The sequence below is a fragment of the Stenotrophomonas sp. 01N47 genome (assembly GCF_056399165.1).
In genome coordinates, this window is record NZ_JBFTQU010000002.1 from 199,380 (window position 1) to 217,503 (window position 18,124).

Genomic DNA, 18,124 nt, shown 5'->3' on the forward strand with positions numbered 1-18,124 from the left:
AACTCCCGCAAGCTTAGCGGCGGCCCACGACGATGGCGCTGCCTGCATACGTATTCACGCCAGACGCCACGCCCGGTGGCGCGCGGCGGTGGCCTGGCCCCCGGTTTCCTCCCCAATTCACAGGCAACGCCTATAATCAGGGATGAGCCTGAAAGCCTGATCGCATGACCATCACTGAAGACACCCGTCCCGCCCTGGGCCTGTCCCAGATCCAGTCGCTTGCCGCAGCCGACATGGCTGCCGTCGATGCCCTGATCCGCCGCCGGCTGTCCTCGGATGTGGTGCTGATCAACCAGATCGCCGACCACATCATCTCCGCTGGCGGCAAACGCCTGCGGCCGATGCTGGTGATGCTGGCCGGCCATGCGGTCGGCGGCGCCGGCCCCGAGCACCACCAGCTGGCAGCGATCATCGAGTTCATCCACACCTCCACCCTGCTGCACGACGACGTGGTGGACGAATCCAGCCTGCGCCGCGGCCGCAGCACCGCCAATGCACTGTGGGGCAACGCGCCCAGCGTGCTGGTGGGCGACTTCCTGTACTCGCGCAGCTTCCAGCTGATGGTCGAGCTGGACCGGATGTCGGTGATGCAGATCCTGGCCGACACCACCAACCGCATTGCCGAAGGCGAAGTGCTGCAGCTGCTGCACGTGCACAACCCGGACACCGACGAAGCCGCCTACCTGCGCGTGATCGAGCGCAAGACCGCGGTGCTGTTCGCCGCCGGCACCCGTCTGGGCGCACTGGCCAGCGGCGTCGATGAATCCACCCAGCAGGCCCTGTACGACTACGGCATGCACCTGGGCTATGCCTTCCAGATCGCCGATGACGTGCTGGATTACTCGGCCAACGCCGACGAGCTGGGCAAGAACCTGGGTGACGACCTGGCCGAAGGCAAGGCGACGCTGCCGCTGATCCATGCCATGGCCCATTCCGATGAGGCCACCCGCCAGCGCCTGCGCGCGATCGTGCAGAACGGTGATGCCTCGGCGATGCCGGAAGTGCTGGCGGCGATCCATGCCACCGGCGGCCTGGAATACAGCCGCCGTCGTGCCGAGGAATATGCAGAGGCCGCCGAACGGGCGCTTGACGGCCTGGCCGACAACGATGCCGTCGCCGCCCTGCGCGGCCTGGCCCGCTACGCGGTACAGCGTTCGCATTGATGGAGGAGTGCCGACCAACGGTCGGCACCAACCAGGGCAGATGAGTGCCGACCAACGGTCGGCACCTGCAAGGACGGGTGGGTGCCGACCGTTGGTCGGCACACCTTTTCAACGTTTCTCGAACCGCTCCTCGAAGAACTCATCCAGTGCCTTCCAGGCACGCTTGGCGGCGCGTTCGTTGTACTGGCAGCCCGGCGGGCTGTTGGCATCGCGCTCGGCAAAGCAGTGCACCGCACCGCTGTAGTTGGTGAACTCCCAGTCCACCTTGGCCGCATCCATTTCCTTCTGGAAGCTGCCGATATCCTCGGCGGTCACGCTCTTGTCGTCGGCGCCATTGAGCACCAGCACCGACGGGTGGCTGCCGCCGGCCTGCGCCGGCAAGGGGGAGCCGAGCCCGCCATGCAGGCTGACCACGCCGGCCAGCGGCGCGCCGGCGCGGGCCAGTTCCAGCACCGTGGTGCCGCCAAAGCAGAAGCCCACTGCGCCGATCCGGCTGGCGTCCAGCGGTGCCTTGCCCGCCTGCGCCTTCAGTACGTTGACCGCCTCCAGCGCCCGCGCCCGCAGCAGCGGCCGGTCATTGCGCAGCTTGGTCGCCACCGGTCCGGCCTCGGCATCGGTCTTCGGCCGCACGCCCTTGCCGTACACATCAGCCACCAGCACCACGTAGTCATCGCCCGCCAGCTGCTTGGCCTTCTCGATGGCCGATTCGTTCACGCCCTTCCAGTTCGGCACCATCACCAGGCCGGGACGCTTGTCAGCATCTCCATCGTCATAGACCAGCACGCCACTGAAGGTCGTGCCCTGGTGCTTCCACTCCACCGGCTGGGTCTTCATCGCCGCCCACGCTGGCATCGCTGCCAGCCCCAGTACCATCGCCACCCCGCAACGCCAACGGTTCATGCGCCTGCTCCACCAAGAGGGAATCTGGAGTGTACGAGCCCGGTGTGAAGCTGGAGCAGGCAGTGCAGCCCGCACTTCAGATCCAGGCAAAAAAGGCCGATAGGTAGTGTCCAACCATGCCCCCCCCTTCTCCAACAAGGATGTCCTTCTTCGTGAACACCCTGGGTTCCGCCGTATTTGTCTCGCTCTCCCTTCTGCTCCCCGCCGCCCAGCTGACCGCCAGCCCCCTGGACGAAACTTTCACCGCGTTCAGCCGCTGCGATGCCAGTTTCTTCTCCAGCCTGCACCAGCACGCAGATGCATGGGCCGCGCACGCATCGCTGGGCGGCACGGGCACGATCAGCTGGATCGAGAGCAAGGACCGTTCCGATGCCACAAACGAAGTCCAGCTCCGCGGCGGACCACGTATTGCCGGCCTGCCGGTCACCGCTTACTTCGACAACGCCTCCGACCTGGGCGTGCTGGGGCGCTATGTGGCCTGGGGATTCACCTTCGACGCGCCACTGGACGCAGTGGTCAAGCAGCTGTCGCCATTGATCGAACACGCTGACCGCCTGCAGGGTGATCGCGGAATGCAGGTCCGCAGCGAAGTCCGCGCGGGTGATCAGTGGCTGCCCACATCCAATCGCGGTGGTATCGCCGCCGGGCGCATGCTTCTGGAACGCGTACTGATGATGGAATCCAGCGACGGCAGGACCCGGGTGGGATGTTCGCTGCAGGGCGCGGTGGATGCAGATGTCATGGCCCTGCTGCGCCCTGACGTACCGGCGGCTGATCGCCCGCAACCGCAGGCGGCCGGTCGCCGGCTGGAGGATGTCCCCGTTTCCAAGGCGGTTGTTGATGGCGTGGACAACCCGTTGCTGGCACCTCGTTTTACATCACTGACCTACCGTTACCGGATCAAGGGAAAGCCAGCCTCGACCACGCCGACAACCATCACGATGGTGGCCGACAACGGGTTGTTGAAGATTACCGAGGACTACACTTCGTTCACCATGCAGCGGCTGTCAAAGGCCAATCTCTTCCAGCTGGCGTCAATGCGCAATGCCGGGATGACGCTGCAGACCCGCTCGCTGAAGCAGGATCTTCCCGCCACGTGGACGCCCGGCAACCGCTTCCGCGCTGAAACGACGATGGTGTTCTATCCGGAACGTGGCACTTCAAAGCCACTCAGCACCGAGCTGTCCTGCGTGATCGGAGAGCGATTCCCGGCGCGCGAGGTATCTGCTTCGCTTTCTGGCGATGCGATCAGGCTGGAGTGCAAGGTGGATGGCGATCGCAGTGTACGTGCCTTCATCGAGGATCTCGGCATCGCGGTTGCGCTGGAATCGCATGGCAAGTACGGCTCATCGCTCTACGACATCATCGATTTCGAGGTGGTACGCTGAGAATCTGCTCTGCACGGTCGGCTTCAACGCACGAAGCCGACTGTGCCTGCCCTGCCATTGGCGTCTTCCGATGATACTTGTTGATCGTTTCCTCTCTGGCCTGATTCCGCGCCTGCCTGCCGAGGATGCTCTGCAATGGGCGCATGTCCTGGGCGCCAGCACCGAAGACCTGCGGCGGCTGCGCGCGCAGTGGCCGCAGGTGCCGGACAGTCTTGTCGCGCTGCTGTCGCAGGTGGATGGCACCCACTTCCGCGAGTATCCCGGCGGCGAGGTCTGCATACTGATGCTCGGCTCCGACGTCGGCGACTATCCGTATTACCTGCGCTCGGTCGCGCAGATCTTCGAAGACCAGCAGCAGTGGGACGACAGCATCCGTTCCATCTACGAAGAATGGCTGGATGAAGAGCCGGACATCCTCGGCGCCGGCATCGATGCCGACCTGCCGATGAGCCGCCGACTGTGCTTCTCGCACTGCATGAACAACGGCGGCACCTCGATGTTGTATCTGGATTTCGAACCTGCACCCGGCGGCAGTGTTGGACAGGTGGTGCGCTACCTGCACGATCCGGACAGCTACGCGGCCATCGCCCCCAGCTTCGATGCGTACCTGCAGCAGCTGATCGACCGCGACTACAGCTTCCTCGACGAGTAGATCCACGCCATGCGTGGATGGGTGCACAGGATTCAGCAGGGGTCAGAGCCCTTTTCTGCGGAAAGGGATCCGACCCTGATCCCGCCGATCAGGCGATCCCGATGCCTGGAATCGCGCTGATGGTGTCCGGGTCGAACCCGGCCAGCTCGGCGAAATGCCGCCCGCGTGCAACGTAATCGCGGTAGGCGCCATAGCTCGGCGCGCCCGGCGACAGCAGCACCACCCCACCCTGTTCGCCCAGTGCGCGACGCGCCAGCGTCATCGCATCAGGCAGATCGGCAGCGGCATGCAGGCCGAAACGGCCGGCATCGGCCAACGGCTGCAGCATCGCGTGGATGCGCGGGCCGTTGCTGCCCATGGTCACGATCTCCACCGGCGGCACGTCGTGCGCCATGTGCTGCATGAAATCAGTCCAGTCCAGGCCACGATCATGCCCGCCCACCAGCAACGCGATGCGCTGGCCGGCAAAGCAGTCCAGCGCCGCCAGGCTGGCATGCGGCGTGGTGCTGATCGAATCGTTGACGTAGGTAAGGCCATCGGCCTGGCCGATGCGTTGCAGGCGGTTCGGCAGCGGCCGGAAATCCTGCACCGCCGGCGCCAGCGCCACGGCATCCAGGCCCAGTGCCTCCAGCGCGGCCAGCACCGCGCACAGGTTGCCGCGGTTGTGGCGGCCCGGCAGTGGCGTATTGCGGGTATCGAATACCGCCTGCCCGCCGCGATGCACGATGTCACCGCGCATGTGCCAGCCCCGCGGCTGGTTGAACCAGATCACCTCGCTGCCGGGCAGTGACAGCGCCGCAAGATGAGGGTCTGCAGCATTGAGCACGGCAACGCGCGGCGCGGCGCCGGTCACCAGCTGCAGCTTGTCTTCGATGTAGCGCTGTTCGCTGCCGTGCCAGTCCAGGTGTTCCGGGAACAGGTTCAGCACCACCGCCACCTGCGGGTGCGCACCACTGCGCGCGACCTCGCCGGTCTGGTAGCTGGACAGCTCCACCGCCCAGTACGCAGGCGCCGGTTGCGGGTCCAGCACTTCCAGCAGTGGCAGGCCGATGTTGCCGACCAGGCCGGCGCGATGCCCCGCTGCGCGCAGCAGGTGCGCGACCAGCGCGGTGGTGGTGCTTTTGCCCTTGGTGCCGGTCACGCAGATCGTGTCGCGCACGGTGCCATCGGCATCGGCATGTTCGGCAAACCACAACGCCGTGCCGCCGATGAAGCGAGTGCCCTGCTCCGCCGCCGCCAACGCGATCGGCAGGTACGGGCTGATCCCCGGCGACTTGATCACCACCTCGAATGCCGCCAAGGCCTCGGCCGACGGTTCACCACGCACGTCCAGCACGCCCTGCGTTTCCGCACGCGCGGCCGCGACCTCGGTGGCCGGGCAGAACAGGCTCAGGCCAAGCGATGGCAGGCGCGCGCGCAGCACCGCATACGCAGCACGCCCCTCACGTCCCCAGCCCCACAGCGCTACGCGCTTGCCTTCAAGCTGCGAAATCTTCACGCACCCGTTCCCACAGCGTCGCCGGAATACGATGTTCGCCCTGCAGCTGCATCAGCGGTGCCAGCTCCAGCTCGGCCGCATCCAGCTGCGGCTGGATTTCATTGCAGAAGCGCTTCACCAGCACGTCTTCCTTCCACTCCGGGCGCTGCGCCAGGGTGGCCATCGCCGCACGCGATTCGCGGCCTTCGCCCACGCATTCGAACGGCTTGTGGTCCTGGAATTCCAGCAGCGCATCGAAGCCACCAGCCTGCTCGATGTCGTCCAGCAGGTTGCGGCCGAAGATGCGCACCAGGCGGGTCTTCGGCATGAACGGGGCCAGCGCCAGGAACACGAAGTGGCACTTCGGGCAGACGCCGCACCAACGGTTCACCGGGCGCTCGCCAAGGATGTGGAAGTTGCGGTTGCAGCTGGAGAAATGCGCGTCGTAGAAATCGCTCTTGGCGAACTGGCGGGCCACCGCCAGCTCCGACATCGGCCGCAGCAACGAGTAGTACTGCAGGTCGGCGGCCACGTACTTGCGCACGTGGTTGCCGAAGGCCTGCTCGCAGGCCCAGCCCTTGGACCACTGGTGGTTCACTTCACCGGTGCCTGGAATCTGGCTGCCGTAGCTGGCCGAGCGCTCGTTGGAGAACACCACCTGGTCCACACCGTGCAGCAGCGCGGCCAGCACCATGATCGCCGAGTTCACCACGGTGACCGGGATGTGCCCGTTCCATGCGCCCTGGCGGTTGAGTTCGAACAGTTCCGGCGCCAGCGCGCGGCCCAGGTTCAACGTCGGTAGCCCGGTGCGCTCGGCACAGGCACGGATCAACTGCGAACCCCCAATCCAGGTCACCGTCTCGTCCACGCCGGCGCGGCGCAGCGCTTCGATGCTGACCAGCGAATCCTTGCCGCCGCCGATGGCGACCAGCGCGTGCGATTGCAGGCCCAGCACCGGCGCCTGCACCACCTCGCCCTGCACCGGCAGGCGGAAGCGCCCACGCAGGTTCAGGCCGTTGCGGTAGGCGAATTCGCCCAGGCCGTTGAGGTAGATGGTCTCCACCAGCGCTGCGGTATCGGCATCGATGCTGTAGCTGTCGATGCTGACCGTATCGGGCACGCCGGCCTTGTAGTAGCTCACACCGGCAATCAGGTGCAGCAGCCGCAGCGCGCGCTGCACGGCATCGGCACGGGCCGGTTCCAGCACGAACGGAGCGCCGGGCACGGTAACGGTTTCCACCATTTCCGGGCCGTCATCGAAGGCGTAGACCAGCTTGGCCACGCCGGTGTCCGCAGCGAGTTCGCAGCGGACGAAACGGAAGCGGGAAACCTGGTGTTTATCGAAAGCAGTCATGGCGAATCCAGTTCAAGCGCGGTCAGGCACGTGCCCGCGCGCAGGCACGGGACGTGTCGGTGGGCGGGTGCAGGGCGCGGAAGGCGGCGATCATTCGATCACGTCTTCGCGCGGCATCGCCCGCTGGTTGTAGGTGTTGGACATCACATAGCCGTAGGCACCGGCGTCGGCGATCAGCATCACATCGTCCGGCGCGGTCGACACCGGCAGCTTGCGGCGCTTGCCGAACACATCGCTGGATTCGCAGATCGGGCCGACCACATCGAACGCCGCTTCGGCGTAACCGCCCTGGCGGCTGAGGTTCTCGATGTCGTGCCAGGCGTCGTACAGGGCCGGGCGCATCAGCGTGTTCATGCCGGCATCCAGGCCGACGCGGCGCACGCCGTCCTTCTCCACCACCTGGGTGGCGTGGGTCAGCAGCACGCCCGATTCGGCCACCAGGAAGCGACCCGGCTCGATCGCCAGGCGGAACGCCGGATGCAGCGCCTTGACCTCGGCCAAGCCCTCGGCCCAGGCATCCAGGTCGAACGGCTCGTCTTCGTCGCTGTACGGAATCGGCAGGCCACCACCGATGTCGATGGTATGCACGCTGCCGATACGGCGCGCGAAGCCAGCCAGCTCATCACACATCAGGCGCCAGTGCTGGGCAGTTTCCACGCCACTGCCAAGGTGCGCATGCAGGCCGACCACGCGGGTGCCCAGCTCGGTGGCCGCGCGCACGAACTCGTCCACGCGCGCGATCGGCAGGCCGAACTTGGATTCCTTGCCACCGGTGCGGACCTTGGCGTGATGGCCTTCGCCACGGCCCAGGTCCACGCGCAGCCACAGCTCGCGGTTGCGGAACAGGTCCGGCCAGCGTTGCAGGGCTTCGACGTTGTCGACAGTGACGGTCACGCCCAGCGCGAACGCCGCTTCGTACTCGCTGCGCGGGCAGAAGCTGGGGGTGAACAGCACGCGCTTGGGCGACAGTTCCGGAATGGCCTGGAACACATGCTTCAGCTCACCGTGCGACACGCACTCCAGGCCGAAACCTTCGGCTTCCAGCAACTGCAGGATGGCCGGATGACTGTTGGCCTTGATCGCGTAGTAACGCTGGTCGATCGGCTTGATCGCCGCCAGCGCGCGGGCACGCGCCCGAACCGTCGGCAGGTGGTAGACGTAGCGCGGGGTGCCGGCATCGGCCAGCTGCAGCAGGTGCGCACGCTGGCCACGCCACCACGGCGTACCACGCGGGCGCACGGTGCCGGCGATTTCGCGCCAGCGGGGGCCGAACACTTCGGTCTCTTCCACCGGCATCGCGCCGCTGTCGATCAGTTCGGCGTGCAGGATCGGCAGCAGGCCATCGGCATCGGCTTCGTCGATGACGAAGGTCAGGTTCAGGTCGTTGGACGACTGCGAGATCATGTGCACGCGCTCACGACCGAAGGTCGCCCACACGTCCGACAGCTTGTGCAGCAGCGAGCGCATGCCCAGGCCGACCAGGGTGATCGCCGCGCACGGCACGATCACCTTGACCTTGCAGATCTGCGACAGGTCGGCCGACAGCGCGGCCAGCACATCGGTGTTGACCAGGTTCTCGGACGGATCCAGCGATACGGTGACGTTGGTCTCGGCCGAACCGATCAAGTCCACCGACAGGCCGTGCTTCTTGAACAGGCCGAATACATCGGCGAGGAAGCCGACCTGCTGCCACATGCCGATACCTTCCATCGACACCAGCACGATGCCGTTGCGGCGGCTGATCGCTTTCACGCCCGGCACCGGCGCGGCATTGCCGTCGATGCTGGTGCCCGGCAGTTCCGGACGCTCGGTATCGAGGATCGCCATCGGCACGCCCGCATCGCGGCACGGCTTGATCGAGCGCGGGTGCAGCACCTTGGCACCGGTGGTGGCGATTTCCTGCGCTTCGTAATAGTCCAGTCGGGTCAGCAGACGCGCGTCCGGCACGTCCTTGGGATTGGCGCTGAACATGCCTGGCACATCGGTCCAGATCTCCACGCGGCTGGCGCCGAGCAGCGCACCGAAGTACGCCGCCGAGGTATCCGAGCCGCCGCGGCCGAGGATGGCAGTGCCACCGTCGGCGTGACGCGAGATGAACCCCTGGGTGATCAGCAGGCGCGTGGGCTGCGCGCGGAAGCGCTGCGCCCACTCGGCATCGGCACGCCACTGGCAGTTCACCGACAGGCGCTGCGACCAGTCGCTCTGGTTCGGCTGCGGCGGCAGCGCGTCCAGCCACTGGCGCGCATCCATCCAGCCGAAATCCAGGCCGCTGGCACGCAGGTAGGCCGCGCCCAGGCTGGAAGACAGCAGTTCACCCTGGCCGAGCACTTCGGCCTGCCAGTCCAGTGGGCGGCTGGGTGCACGCGGGTCGTCCAGCAGGCCCTGCAGCGCGGCCAGCCGCTCGGCCAGCACCTCCGCGCCCAGGCCCAGCTCGTCCAGGAAGGCCTGGTGGCGTTCGACCAGCGCCGCCACGCGATCGCGGCTGTCCGGCGCGCCATCGGCAATCGCGGTCAGTTCATTGGTGACCCCGGACAGCGCCGAAACCACCACCAGAACGCGCGAACCGGTCTCTTCGGCCCGTTTTTTCGCCAGCTTCCCGATCGTGTCCCAGCGGTGGCGACGCGACACCGAGGTGCCGCCGAACTTCAGTACGATCCAACGATCGACAAGGGGGGAAGCTGACATGGATAGGCTATGTGTAATGTGGGGAAGCCGCCCTCGGGGGCGGAACCTTCGATTCTAAGCCCAATACACCCGTCAATGACCGCCTACCGCTACCTGCAGCTCGATGTCTTCGCCCACCAGCCCGGTACCGGCAACCCGCTCGGTGTCGTGTTCGACGCGGATGGACTGTCCACCGACCGCATGCAGGCCCTGGCCGCCTGGCTGAACCTGTCCGAGACCGTGTTCTTCCTTCGCCCCACCGTTGCCGGCGCCGACTACCACGTGCGCATCTTCACCCCTGCCAGCGAGCTGCCCTTCGCCGGGCACCCCAGCGTGGGTGCCGCCTGGGCTGCGGTCACCTGCGGCCTGGTGCAGCCACGCGACGGGGCCCTGGTGCAACACTGCGCGGCCGGCCTGCTGCCGGTGCGGGTTACCGGGCCGGCCAACGCGCCCACCATCCAGCTGGCCAGTCCAGCGGCGCGGCCGCTGCCGGCAGTGCCAGACGGCATTCCTGATGCCCTGCGCGCTGCTGCCGCCGAGGGCCAGCGCGCCGAGCTGTGGGACAACGGACCGCGCTGGTGGCTGCTGCCGCTGCGCGACGCCGAGGCCGTACGCACGCTCGCACCGGACATGGCGGCCCTGCGCGACTGGAGCATTGCCACCGACGCGCTCGGCATCGCCGTGTTCGCGCTCGAACCCGATACCGGGCACGACCTGGTGGTGCGCGCGTTCTGCCCCGCCGATGCGCCCAACGTGCCGGAAGACCCGGTGACCGGCAGCGCCAACGCGCTGATCGGCGCCTGGCTGCGGCAGCGCAATGCCCTGCCCGGCGAGAACGGGACCTATGTGGCCAGCCAGGGCCGCGAGATCGGCCGCGACGGCCGTGTCCAGGTCACCGTCGACGCGCAGGGCACGGTGTGGATCGGTGGTCAGGTGCAGCCGGTGATCGACGGCAACATCCGCTGGTAGTACCGGGCCACGCCCGGCGGCCTGCCGCGCTGCGCGCTCGCGGGGCATGGCCCCGCGCTACCCTATGCCGCCTGTTTCCTGGAGTTCCTGCCCGATGACCACCCGCCGTTTCCTGCAGCTGGATGTGTTTTCCCCGCGCCCGGGCGCCGGCAATCCGCTGGCCGTCGTGCTCGATGCCGAAGGCCTGGACGATGCAGCGATGCAGGCCATCGCCCGCTGGACCCGCCTGCCCGAAACCACCTTCGTGTTCCCGGCACAGACGGCCGGCGCCAGCTATCGGCTGCGCATGTTCAGCCCGCTGAAGGAAGTGCCGTTCGCCGGACATCCAAGCGTCGGCACCGCCCATGCGGTGCTGCAGGCAGGCCTCGCCTTGCCTGTCGACGGGGTTCTGGTACAGGACGGCATCGCAGGCGCCCTGCCACTGCGCGTGACGGGCGAAGGCGCACAGCAACGCATCGCCATCCGTACACCGCGTGCACAGCTGGCCGAGATCGCCGCTGCCGAGGATCCGCGCCTGCAGCCCGCATTGCGCACCTGGCCGCTGGGTTCGCTGCCGCCGGCCCGCATGCAGGGCGGCCGCAGCTGGTGGGTCGTGCAGGTTGCGGATGAGACCGCATTGCGCACCCTGCGTCCGGACTGGGATGCGATCGCCACACTGGCTGAATCGACCGACAGCATGGGCGTGTTCGCCTACGCCTTTGCCGAAGGCAGCGAAGGCTACGATCTGGCCGTGCGCGCGTTCGTCGGCAATGGACGCCGCTTCGAGGATGCGGCTTCAGGTGCGGCCAATGCCGTGCTGGCGGCCTGGCTGGACCTGCGCGATGCCCTTCCGCGCGGCCGCCAGCCCTTCGAAGTCAGCCAAGGCCGCGAAGTCGGCCACGATGCGCGGCTGACGCTGCTGGTGGATGAAGACGGCGAGGTCTGGTCCGGTGGCCAGGTGCAGACCGTAATTTCCGGCACCATCGATTGGTGAACGCAAGGCGGTAGAGCCGGCCGCTGGCCGGCTGCCACCTTATACCCGGTTTCATGTGGTTGCCGGCCAGCGGCCGGCACTACCTTCTCAGCCCAGCTCGGCTTCGAGGCTGATCGGCACTGCACTCAGTGCCTTGGAAACCGGGCAGTTCTGCTTGGCGTCATCAGCGATCGCGCGGAACTGCGTCGCATCAATTCCCGGTACTACCGCCTTCACTTTCAGTCGGATCTGCGACAGCTGCGGGCCGCCTTCCATCGACAGATCGACTTTGGCTTCGGTATCCAACGAGGTTGGGGTGAAACCGGCTTCGCCGAGCTTGGCCGACAGCGCCATGGTGAAACATCCGGCGTGCGCGGCGGCGATCAGCTCTTCGGGATTGGTGCCCTTTTCATCACCGAAACGGCTGTTGAAGCCGTAGCGGGTTTTGTCCAGCAGGCCACTCTGTGGCGTGCTCAACTGGCCCTTGCCCGACTTCAGGTCGCCTTCCCAATGCGCGGTAGCGTGTCGCGAGATTCCCATGTCCTGCTCCGTTGTGGCTGCGATGAACCAATACCGTGGCACGCACCGCGTTAGCCCTGCGTCGCCCCGCCGCATGCGCCGCGCCTGTCCCGAGCCAGCGAGTGGACACTTCTTCGCCACCAATCCGGCGATTTCTCCCTTGTTTTCAGTCATTTCGCCAACCCGACCGAAAACACGAATACTGCGGTGCAGTGCACCAGGACACCCGTTTCCGCCACTACCGGTCATGTACTGAATCGGCCTGGATATGAAAAAACATGCACTTTCAGCGCTCCAGGCTATTGGCGGCGCCCAAGAGTTGCCCTACATTGCGCTTGCCGACGGGGTTCGGCGCCGACCAAACAACCAACCGTTCACGGAACAGGAAACCATGGCAAAGACCGCTAAGAAGGCTGCCCCGAAGAAGGCAGTGAAGAAAGTCGCGACGAAGGCTGCTGCCGCCAAGCCGGCCGCTCCGAAGCCGATCAAGGAAGTGCTGACCAAGTCGGGCCTGGTTGCACACATCGCTGAAGTCTCCGGCGTTGTCGCCAAGGACGTCCGCGCTGTGCTGGCCTCGCTGGAAGGCGCTGTCGCCGCTTCGGTGCACAAGAAGGGCGCAGGCTCGTTCACCCTGCCGGGCCTGCTGAAGATCAGCACCGTCAATGTGGCAGCCAAGCCGAAGCGCAAGGGCATCAACCCGTTCACCAAGGAAGAGCAGTGGTTCGCCGCCAAGCCGGCCACCACCAAGCTCAAGGTTCGCCCGCTGAAGAAGCTCAAGGACGCTGCGCTCTAAGCGCGCGCCCTGCAGCGGATACCTGACGGGACGGCCTTGGCCGTCCCGTTTTTTTTGCCCCGCATCCGCGCACGCTCTGCAGTAGATCCACGCCATGCGTGGATGCCGTCCACTGCGCCCTCCGCAACACAGCGTTTCCCGCGCCCAGGCAATCTCCCGCACAGGCCCGCCGCCCATGGCCTCGCCGCTGTTTTTCCAGTGCGGGAACGAACCGGGTGGAACACTGCGTGCAGCCCCGGCCATCGCCGCCGGCCAATGCCTTGCCTATGGTGGACACATTCCTCCCCCCAGCGCGAGCACCCCCATGGCCAGCCCCTCGACCCGCTACCGGATCTCGGTGACCCCGATCGAAAAGGACGGGCACCAGTGCACCGGGCGCTGCACCATCGAACTGGAACACCGAGCCAGCCGCGACCTGATGCGCCTGCTGGAATCGGCCCCACGCACGGCAGGCCTGAGCGGCGACGAACGCGCCACCCTGGTGGTGGCCACCCAACTGCTGCGTGACATCGTGCAGCGCCATGCAGACACCGACGGCCATGCACTGGCAGCGATCGCGGTACAGGTCCTGCCGGCGCTGGATGCGCTGGAGCAGCTTCCCTCTTCGCGCTGACCACTTCACGCTGAGCGGCCCCCGGCCGCTACACTGCCGCCTTCCAGGTCGCCTCGGGGAGGAGGCAGACATGCGTGGTTTTCTTGCCTTGTTGATCCCGTTGCTTGCGGTGGCGTGCTCCAACCCGCCCCCTCCAGCTGAGTCCAGCATGCCGGATTCCCCCCCCGCCGCACCCGCCCCTTCCGCGCCTACGACGAACAGGGCCCCGGAATCTGCGACCGTCGACGCCATCACCATCGACCCGCTGTATGGCGCTGTTGCCATCGGCAGCGAATCGCCCGCGGGAATGCTCAACCGCTACATGCTCGACCTGCTCAACCAGAACAAGGTGCGCAGCGATGCTGCCTGGGCCTATGCCCCGGCCGACCCGCGCCATGCCGACGATGCCGTGCTGCGCCTGCTGCCCGACGTGCGCAACCTGCGCCTGGACAGTGACGTGGCGTTGCCACGCGACGATGGGCAGCCGCCACGCCTGCTGGAGGTGCCAGTGAAGATCCGCGCGGTGACCGCCGACGGCACCTTCCGCTACCACGGCTGGTACCGGGTACAGCCCAGTGCTGACGGCCGCGCCTGGCAGATCCAGTCGGCCAGCCTGCAGCCAACGCTGGACTGAACCGTTGCACTCGTGTGTACCCGCGATTCAGCGGGCAAAGCTACTCTGTAGGCCTCTTGGATCCTTCTTCCGGTCACCGCCATGCGCCTGCGTTCCCTGATGACCCGCCTTGCCGCCTCGACCGTGCTGATTGCTGCCGCGATCGGTGTGCAGGCCGCCCCTTCGATCTCCGGTCGTGAACTGGCGGTTGGCGCCAGCGACGTGCAGCAGTATCTGGACGGAAGCTTCCCGCGTACCCAGGATGCGCTGGGCGGCCTGATCGCGCTGACCATGAGCCACCCGCAGCTGAGCCTGCCGGCAGGCGAGCGATTGAACCTGGGCATGGACGTGGCATTGGCCACCGCCGGCGGCAACCCGGCCCAGCTGGGCACGGTGAAGCTCAGCAGTGGCCTGCGCTATGACGCGCAGACTCAAGGCTTCCACCTGCAGCAGCCGACCGTGGATGACTTCACTCCGGCCAACCAGGGTGGCCGCCTCGACTCCCGCACCCGCGGCCTGCTCAATGCGTGGCTGAGCGACTACGCCCAGCGCGAACCGATCTACAAGCTGGACCCGGCCGTGGCCGGCCTGCTTGGTGCCCTGCAGGTGCAGTCGGCGCAGGTGAAGAACGGCAAGCTGGTGGTGACCTTCAACCAGAACCTGGGCGACCTGGTGCCGGCGGGCATCCTCGGCAAATAAGGTAGTGCCGGCCGCTGGCCGGCAATCCTTTCACGCACGTGCCGGCCAGCGGCCGGCACTACCAGCACAACATCACGCCGCCAGCGCTTTCACCACCGCCTCGCTGAAGGCCGGAATGTCATCCGGTTTGCGGCTGGTGATCAGGTTGCCGTCCACTACCACTTCCGCGTCGCGCCAGCGCGCGCCGGCATTGGCCAGATCCTGCTGCAGTGACGGCCACGATGTTACCTCGTGTCCCTTGGCCAGCCCGCTGTTGATCAGCAGCCAGGGGCCGTGGCAGATCGCCGCCACCGGCTTGCCGGCATCGGCCACGACGCGAATGAAATTCAATGCCGCTTCATTGGTACGCAGGGTGTCCGGATTGATCACGCCGCCGGGCAGCACCAGCGCATCGAAGCGGCCGGCATCGGCTTCATCCAGCGGTTGATCCACGGCGACCGAGTCGCCCCAGTCCTTGTCCTTCCAGCCCTTGATGCTCGCCTCTTTGGCCGGCGACACCACGCTCACCCGCGCGCCCTCCGCTTCCAGCAGGCGCTTGGGCTCGATCAGTTCGGATTGCTCGAAACCGTGCGTGGCGAGGATGGCGATCTGCTTGCCGCGTAGACGCTGAGTCATGTCGTGCTCCAGATAGGGGGAGCGGACAGGGTGGCCGAGTTGCCCTTGAACGGCGGTGACCCTCACGTGCACGGCAGGTGGAGAAACGCCGGGGTAGCGCCGGCCAGCAGCCGGCACTACCCAACACATTCAGCGCTTGGGCTGCAGCATCGTGCCGGTGCACTTGGGCGAGCCACAGCGGCACTCCCAGATCTTCTTCAGCTTGGCCGTGTGGCGCTCGGCCAGGGTGATGCCGTAGTTGTACGTCAACTCTTCACCGGCCTTGATATCGCGCAGCGCCTCGATGAAGACCTTGTCGCCGCGGCTGTCACCGTCTTCGTCTTCCTCGATCACCGCCTCGCAGTTCGGGTCGCAGCTGTGGTTGATCCAGCGCGCGTCGTTGCCCTTGTAGTTGGCATCGATCACCCAGTCATCGTTGAGGGTGAACAGGAAGGTATGGCCACTTTCCACATCGCCACTGTCATCGGCATCGACATCGCCGTGGCTGCGCAGCAGGCCCTTGTACTGGATCACGCGCTCGCCCTGCTTGATCGGGGCCACGGAAAACACACCGTTGCCGTGGATGGCGGACTTGCGGGCTTGGATCTTCTTGGGCATCGGCAAGAGACGTTTGCAGCGAAAGGAACGTTGATTCTCGCCCATTCCGGGTGATTGCGAAAATCACCCCCATGCCCCAGCATGTCGCCCCGATGGCGGTCCTTGGCGACTGCCCTCCGGCCGGGCCCAAGCGCCCGCTGAATGGCCGGGTTGGATGCCGGCGAATAAAAGCGTACAATTTCAGTCCGCTTTAAGAACCACTCGCATCCCATGTTGCGCGTCACCAAGCTCACCGATTACGCCACCGTCGTACTGACCGTACTCGCCGCCCGTCCGGGCGAGGTGCTCAGTGCCACCGAGCTGGCCGAATTCACCGGTCTGGAGCCGCCCACCGTCAGCAAGGTGCTCAAGCCACTGGCCCAGGCCGGCCTGGTCGAAGGCCTGCGCGGCGTCCGCGGCGGCTACCGGCTGACCCGCCCATCGATCGAGATCTCGCTGTTTGAAGTGGTCGAAGCCATGGAAGGGCCGTTGGCCCTGACCGAGTGCAGCCACGACCACCACCAGTGCGGCATGGCGCCCAAGTGCGGCGCGCGCAGCAGCTGGCGGCTGATCAATGACGTGGTCTCCGAGGCCCTGCGCGATGTCAGCCTGGCGCAGATCCTGCCCCCTCTTCCCCTTGTCGACGAAGAACAGCGCCGCACCATCGCTGTCGACGTCGTCTCCTGATCCGTAGGCAGCCCCCCATGGCCACCGAAACCATCGAAACCGTCGCCAGCGACGACACCCCCAACCGCGAGATCCATGAGCAGCTCGGCCGCAAGTATTCGGCCGGCTTCATCACGGACATCGAGTCGGACTCCCTTCCCGCCGGCCTGGACGAGGACACCATCCGCGCCCTGTCGGCCAAGAAGGAAGAGCCGGAATGGATGACGCAGTGGCGCCTGGACGCCTACCGCCACTTCCTGACCATGCCGATGCCGAACTGGGCCAAGCTGCAGATCGCCCCGATCGACCTGCAGGCGCTCAGCTACTACTCCGCGCCGAAGGGCCCGAAGTACGCCTCGCTGGATGACGTGCCCAAGGAACTGCTGGACACCTACGACAAGCTGGGCGTGCCGCTGCACGAGCGCGCCAAGCTGGCCGGCGTAGCGGTGGACGCGGTGTTCGATTCGGTGTCCGTCGGTACCACCTTCCGCAAGGAGCTGGCCGAAAAGGGCATCGTGTTCTGCTCGATGTCCGAAGCCATCAAGGAGCACCCGGAACTGGTCAAACAGTACCTGGGCACCGTGGTGCCGGTGGGCGACAACTACTTCGCCGCGCTCAATTCGGCGGTGTTCTCCGATGGCAGCTTCGTGTTCATTCCCAAGGGCGTGCGTTGCCCGATGGAACTGAGCACCTACTTCCGCATCAACGCCGGCCACACCGGCCAGTTCGAGCGCACGCTGATCATCTGCGAAGAGAAGGCGTACGTGTCCTACCTGGAAGGCTGCACCGCGCCGATGCGCGATGAGAACCAGCTGCATGCGGCGGTGGTCGAGCTGGTGACGCTGGACGATGCCGAGATCAAGTACTCCACCGTGCAGAACTGGTACCCGGGCGATGAGAACGGCGTCGGCGGCATCTACAACTTCGTCACCAAGCGTGCCGAATGCCGTGGTGCACGCAGCAAGGTCACCTGGACCCAGGTCGAGACCGGCTCGGCGATCACCTGGAAGTACCCGTCCTGCGTGCTGCTGGGCGACGACTCGGTCGGTGAGTTCCACTCGGTGGCGCTGACCCACCATCGCCAGCAGGCCGACACCGGCACCAAGATGATCCACGTCGGCAAGCGCACCAAGAGCAAGATCATCAGCAAGGGCATCAGCGCCGGCCGCGGCCAGAACACCTACCGCGGCCTGGTGAAGATCGACCGCAATGCCGACGGCGCGCGCAACTACACCCAGTGCGATTCGCTGCTGATCGGCAAGCAGTGTGGCGCCCACACCTTCCCCTACATCGAGGTGAAGAACCCGGGCGCCACCGTCGAGCACGAGGCCACCACCTCGAAGATCTCCGACGACCAGCTGTTCTACTGCCGCGCCCGTGGCATCAGCCAGGAAGACGCGGTGTCGATGATCGTCGACGGCTTCTGCAAGCAGGTGTTCCGCGAACTGCCGATGGAATTCGCGGTGGAAGCCAAGAAGCTGCTGGAAGTCTCGCTGGAAGGTTCGGTGGGCTGATCGCCCGCCCCGCCCTCG

Annotated in this window: 18 protein-coding genes; 11 read left to right on the plus strand and 7 right to left on the minus strand. The window is 66.3% G+C overall.

The genetic code is table 11. The features are described from left to right. Positions 1-164: 164 nt before the first annotated feature. Positions 165-1,163 carry a polyprenyl synthetase family protein gene (locus AC1DKR_RS04785; RefSeq protein ID WP_253078472.1) on the plus strand — a complete coding sequence of 333 codons (999 nt, stop codon included), beginning with the start codon at positions 165-167 and terminating at the stop codon, positions 1,161-1,163. 108 nt (positions 1,164-1,271) lie between these two features. Here AC1DKR_RS04785 and AC1DKR_RS04790 read toward each other — a convergent pair whose 3' ends face one another. Beyond that, positions 1,272-2,063: a dienelactone hydrolase family protein gene (locus AC1DKR_RS04790; protein WP_442243866.1), complete on the minus strand. Its 792-nt coding sequence runs from the start codon at positions 2,061-2,063 to the stop codon at positions 1,272-1,274. Between the two features lie 152 nt (positions 2,064-2,215). Between AC1DKR_RS04790 and AC1DKR_RS04795 the strand changes: the two genes are divergently transcribed. Together AC1DKR_RS04795 and AC1DKR_RS04800 are read left to right on the plus strand one after the other, a co-directional pair. After that, positions 2,216-3,451 carry a hypothetical protein gene (locus AC1DKR_RS04795; protein WP_478031434.1) on the plus strand — a complete coding sequence of 412 codons (1,236 nt, stop codon included), beginning with the start codon at positions 2,216-2,218 and terminating at the stop codon, positions 3,449-3,451. Between the two features lie 70 nt (positions 3,452-3,521). After that, positions 3,522-4,103, plus strand: coding sequence for an SMI1/KNR4 family protein (locus AC1DKR_RS04800; RefSeq protein ID WP_478031438.1), 582 nt, complete (start codon positions 3,522-3,524; stop codon positions 4,101-4,103). 88 nt (positions 4,104-4,191) lie between these two features. Here AC1DKR_RS04800 and murD read toward each other — a convergent pair whose 3' ends face one another. The 3 genes from murD to AC1DKR_RS04815 all read right to left on the minus strand — a co-directional run bounded on the left by murD (position 4,192) and on the right by AC1DKR_RS04815 (position 9,619). Further along, positions 4,192-5,601: a UDP-N-acetylmuramoyl-L-alanine--D-glutamate ligase gene (gene murD, locus AC1DKR_RS04805; RefSeq protein WP_478031440.1), complete on the minus strand. Its 1,410-nt coding sequence runs from the start codon at positions 5,599-5,601 to the stop codon at positions 4,192-4,194. Continuing rightward, positions 5,582-6,934, minus strand: a complete 1,353-nt coding sequence (gene murL / locus AC1DKR_RS04810) for a UDP-N-acetyl-alpha-D-muramoyl-L-alanyl-L-glutamate epimerase (protein WP_478031443.1) — start codon at positions 6,932-6,934, stop codon at positions 5,582-5,584. The genes murD and murL overlap by 20 nt, the downstream gene beginning before the upstream one ends. A 90-nt stretch (positions 6,935-7,024) precedes the next feature. Continuing rightward, positions 7,025-9,619 carry a bifunctional aspartate kinase/diaminopimelate decarboxylase gene (locus AC1DKR_RS04815; RefSeq protein WP_263929567.1) on the minus strand — a complete coding sequence of 865 codons (2,595 nt, stop codon included), beginning with the start codon at positions 9,617-9,619 and terminating at the stop codon, positions 7,025-7,027. A 75-nt stretch (positions 9,620-9,694) separates the two neighbouring features. Between AC1DKR_RS04815 and AC1DKR_RS04820 the strand changes: the two genes are divergently transcribed. Both AC1DKR_RS04820 and AC1DKR_RS04825 read left to right on the plus strand, forming a co-directional pair. Beyond that, positions 9,695-10,567, plus strand: coding sequence for a PhzF family phenazine biosynthesis protein (locus AC1DKR_RS04820; RefSeq protein WP_478031445.1), 873 nt, complete (start codon positions 9,695-9,697; stop codon positions 10,565-10,567). A 94-nt stretch (positions 10,568-10,661) separates the two neighbouring features. Beyond that, the gene (locus AC1DKR_RS04825) at positions 10,662-11,540 is read left to right on the plus strand and encodes a PhzF family phenazine biosynthesis protein (RefSeq protein WP_394196229.1); all 879 of its coding nucleotides are present in this window, start codon (positions 10,662-10,664) and stop codon (positions 11,538-11,540) included. Positions 11,541-11,627: 87 nt separating this feature from the next. Here the strand turns inward: AC1DKR_RS04825 and AC1DKR_RS04830 are convergent, their stop codons facing one another. Beyond that, complete coding sequence (locus AC1DKR_RS04830) at positions 11,628-12,059, minus strand: OsmC family protein (protein ID WP_019659396.1); 432 nt, start codon at positions 12,057-12,059, stop codon at positions 11,628-11,630. A 370-nt stretch (positions 12,060-12,429) separates the two neighbouring features. Here AC1DKR_RS04830 and AC1DKR_RS04835 point away from each other — a divergent pair, with 370 nt between their 5' ends. The 4 genes from AC1DKR_RS04835 (at position 12,430) to AC1DKR_RS04850 (ending at position 14,735) form a co-directional block, all read left to right on the plus strand. Further along, a complete protein-coding gene (locus tag AC1DKR_RS04835; RefSeq protein WP_089239384.1) occupies positions 12,430-12,831 on the plus strand; it encodes an HU family DNA-binding protein in 402 nt (133 codons plus the stop codon). A 304-nt stretch (positions 12,832-13,135) separates the two neighbouring features. Next, complete coding sequence (locus AC1DKR_RS04840) at positions 13,136-13,444, plus strand: DUF3861 family protein (RefSeq protein WP_180163815.1); 309 nt, start codon at positions 13,136-13,138, stop codon at positions 13,442-13,444. Between the two features lie 148 nt (positions 13,445-13,592). After that, positions 13,593-14,057 carry a hypothetical protein gene (locus tag AC1DKR_RS04845; protein WP_478031451.1) on the plus strand — a complete coding sequence of 155 codons (465 nt, stop codon included), beginning with the start codon at positions 13,593-13,595 and terminating at the stop codon, positions 14,055-14,057. A gap of 81 nt (positions 14,058-14,138) precedes the next feature. After that, positions 14,139-14,735 (plus strand): YceB family lipoprotein, encoded by a 597-nt coding sequence (locus AC1DKR_RS04850; protein WP_447944754.1) that lies wholly within the window; start codon positions 14,139-14,141, stop codon positions 14,733-14,735. Positions 14,736-14,807: 72 nt separating this feature from the next. On the opposite strand, the gene AC1DKR_RS04855 is transcribed toward AC1DKR_RS04850, so the two are convergent. Together AC1DKR_RS04855 and AC1DKR_RS04860 are read right to left on the minus strand one after the other, a co-directional pair. After that, on the minus strand, positions 14,808-15,350 hold the full coding sequence (locus AC1DKR_RS04855; RefSeq protein WP_478031453.1) for a type 1 glutamine amidotransferase domain-containing protein: 543 nt from the start codon (positions 15,348-15,350) through the stop codon (positions 14,808-14,810). A gap of 129 nt (positions 15,351-15,479) precedes the next feature. Beyond that, positions 15,480-15,947: an SET domain-containing protein gene (locus AC1DKR_RS04860; protein ID WP_010483549.1), complete on the minus strand. Its 468-nt coding sequence runs from the start codon at positions 15,945-15,947 to the stop codon at positions 15,480-15,482. Between the two features lie 210 nt (positions 15,948-16,157). Here AC1DKR_RS04860 and AC1DKR_RS04865 point away from each other — a divergent pair, with 210 nt between their 5' ends. Continuing rightward, positions 16,158-16,613 (plus strand): SUF system Fe-S cluster assembly regulator, encoded by a 456-nt coding sequence (locus AC1DKR_RS04865; protein WP_025873978.1) that lies wholly within the window; start codon positions 16,158-16,160, stop codon positions 16,611-16,613. Positions 16,614-16,630: 17 nt separating this feature from the next. Next, on the plus strand, positions 16,631-18,106 hold the full coding sequence (sufB, locus tag AC1DKR_RS04870; RefSeq protein WP_033830551.1) for a Fe-S cluster assembly protein SufB: 1,476 nt from the start codon (positions 16,631-16,633) through the stop codon (positions 18,104-18,106). Positions 18,107-18,124: the final 18 nt, after the last annotated feature.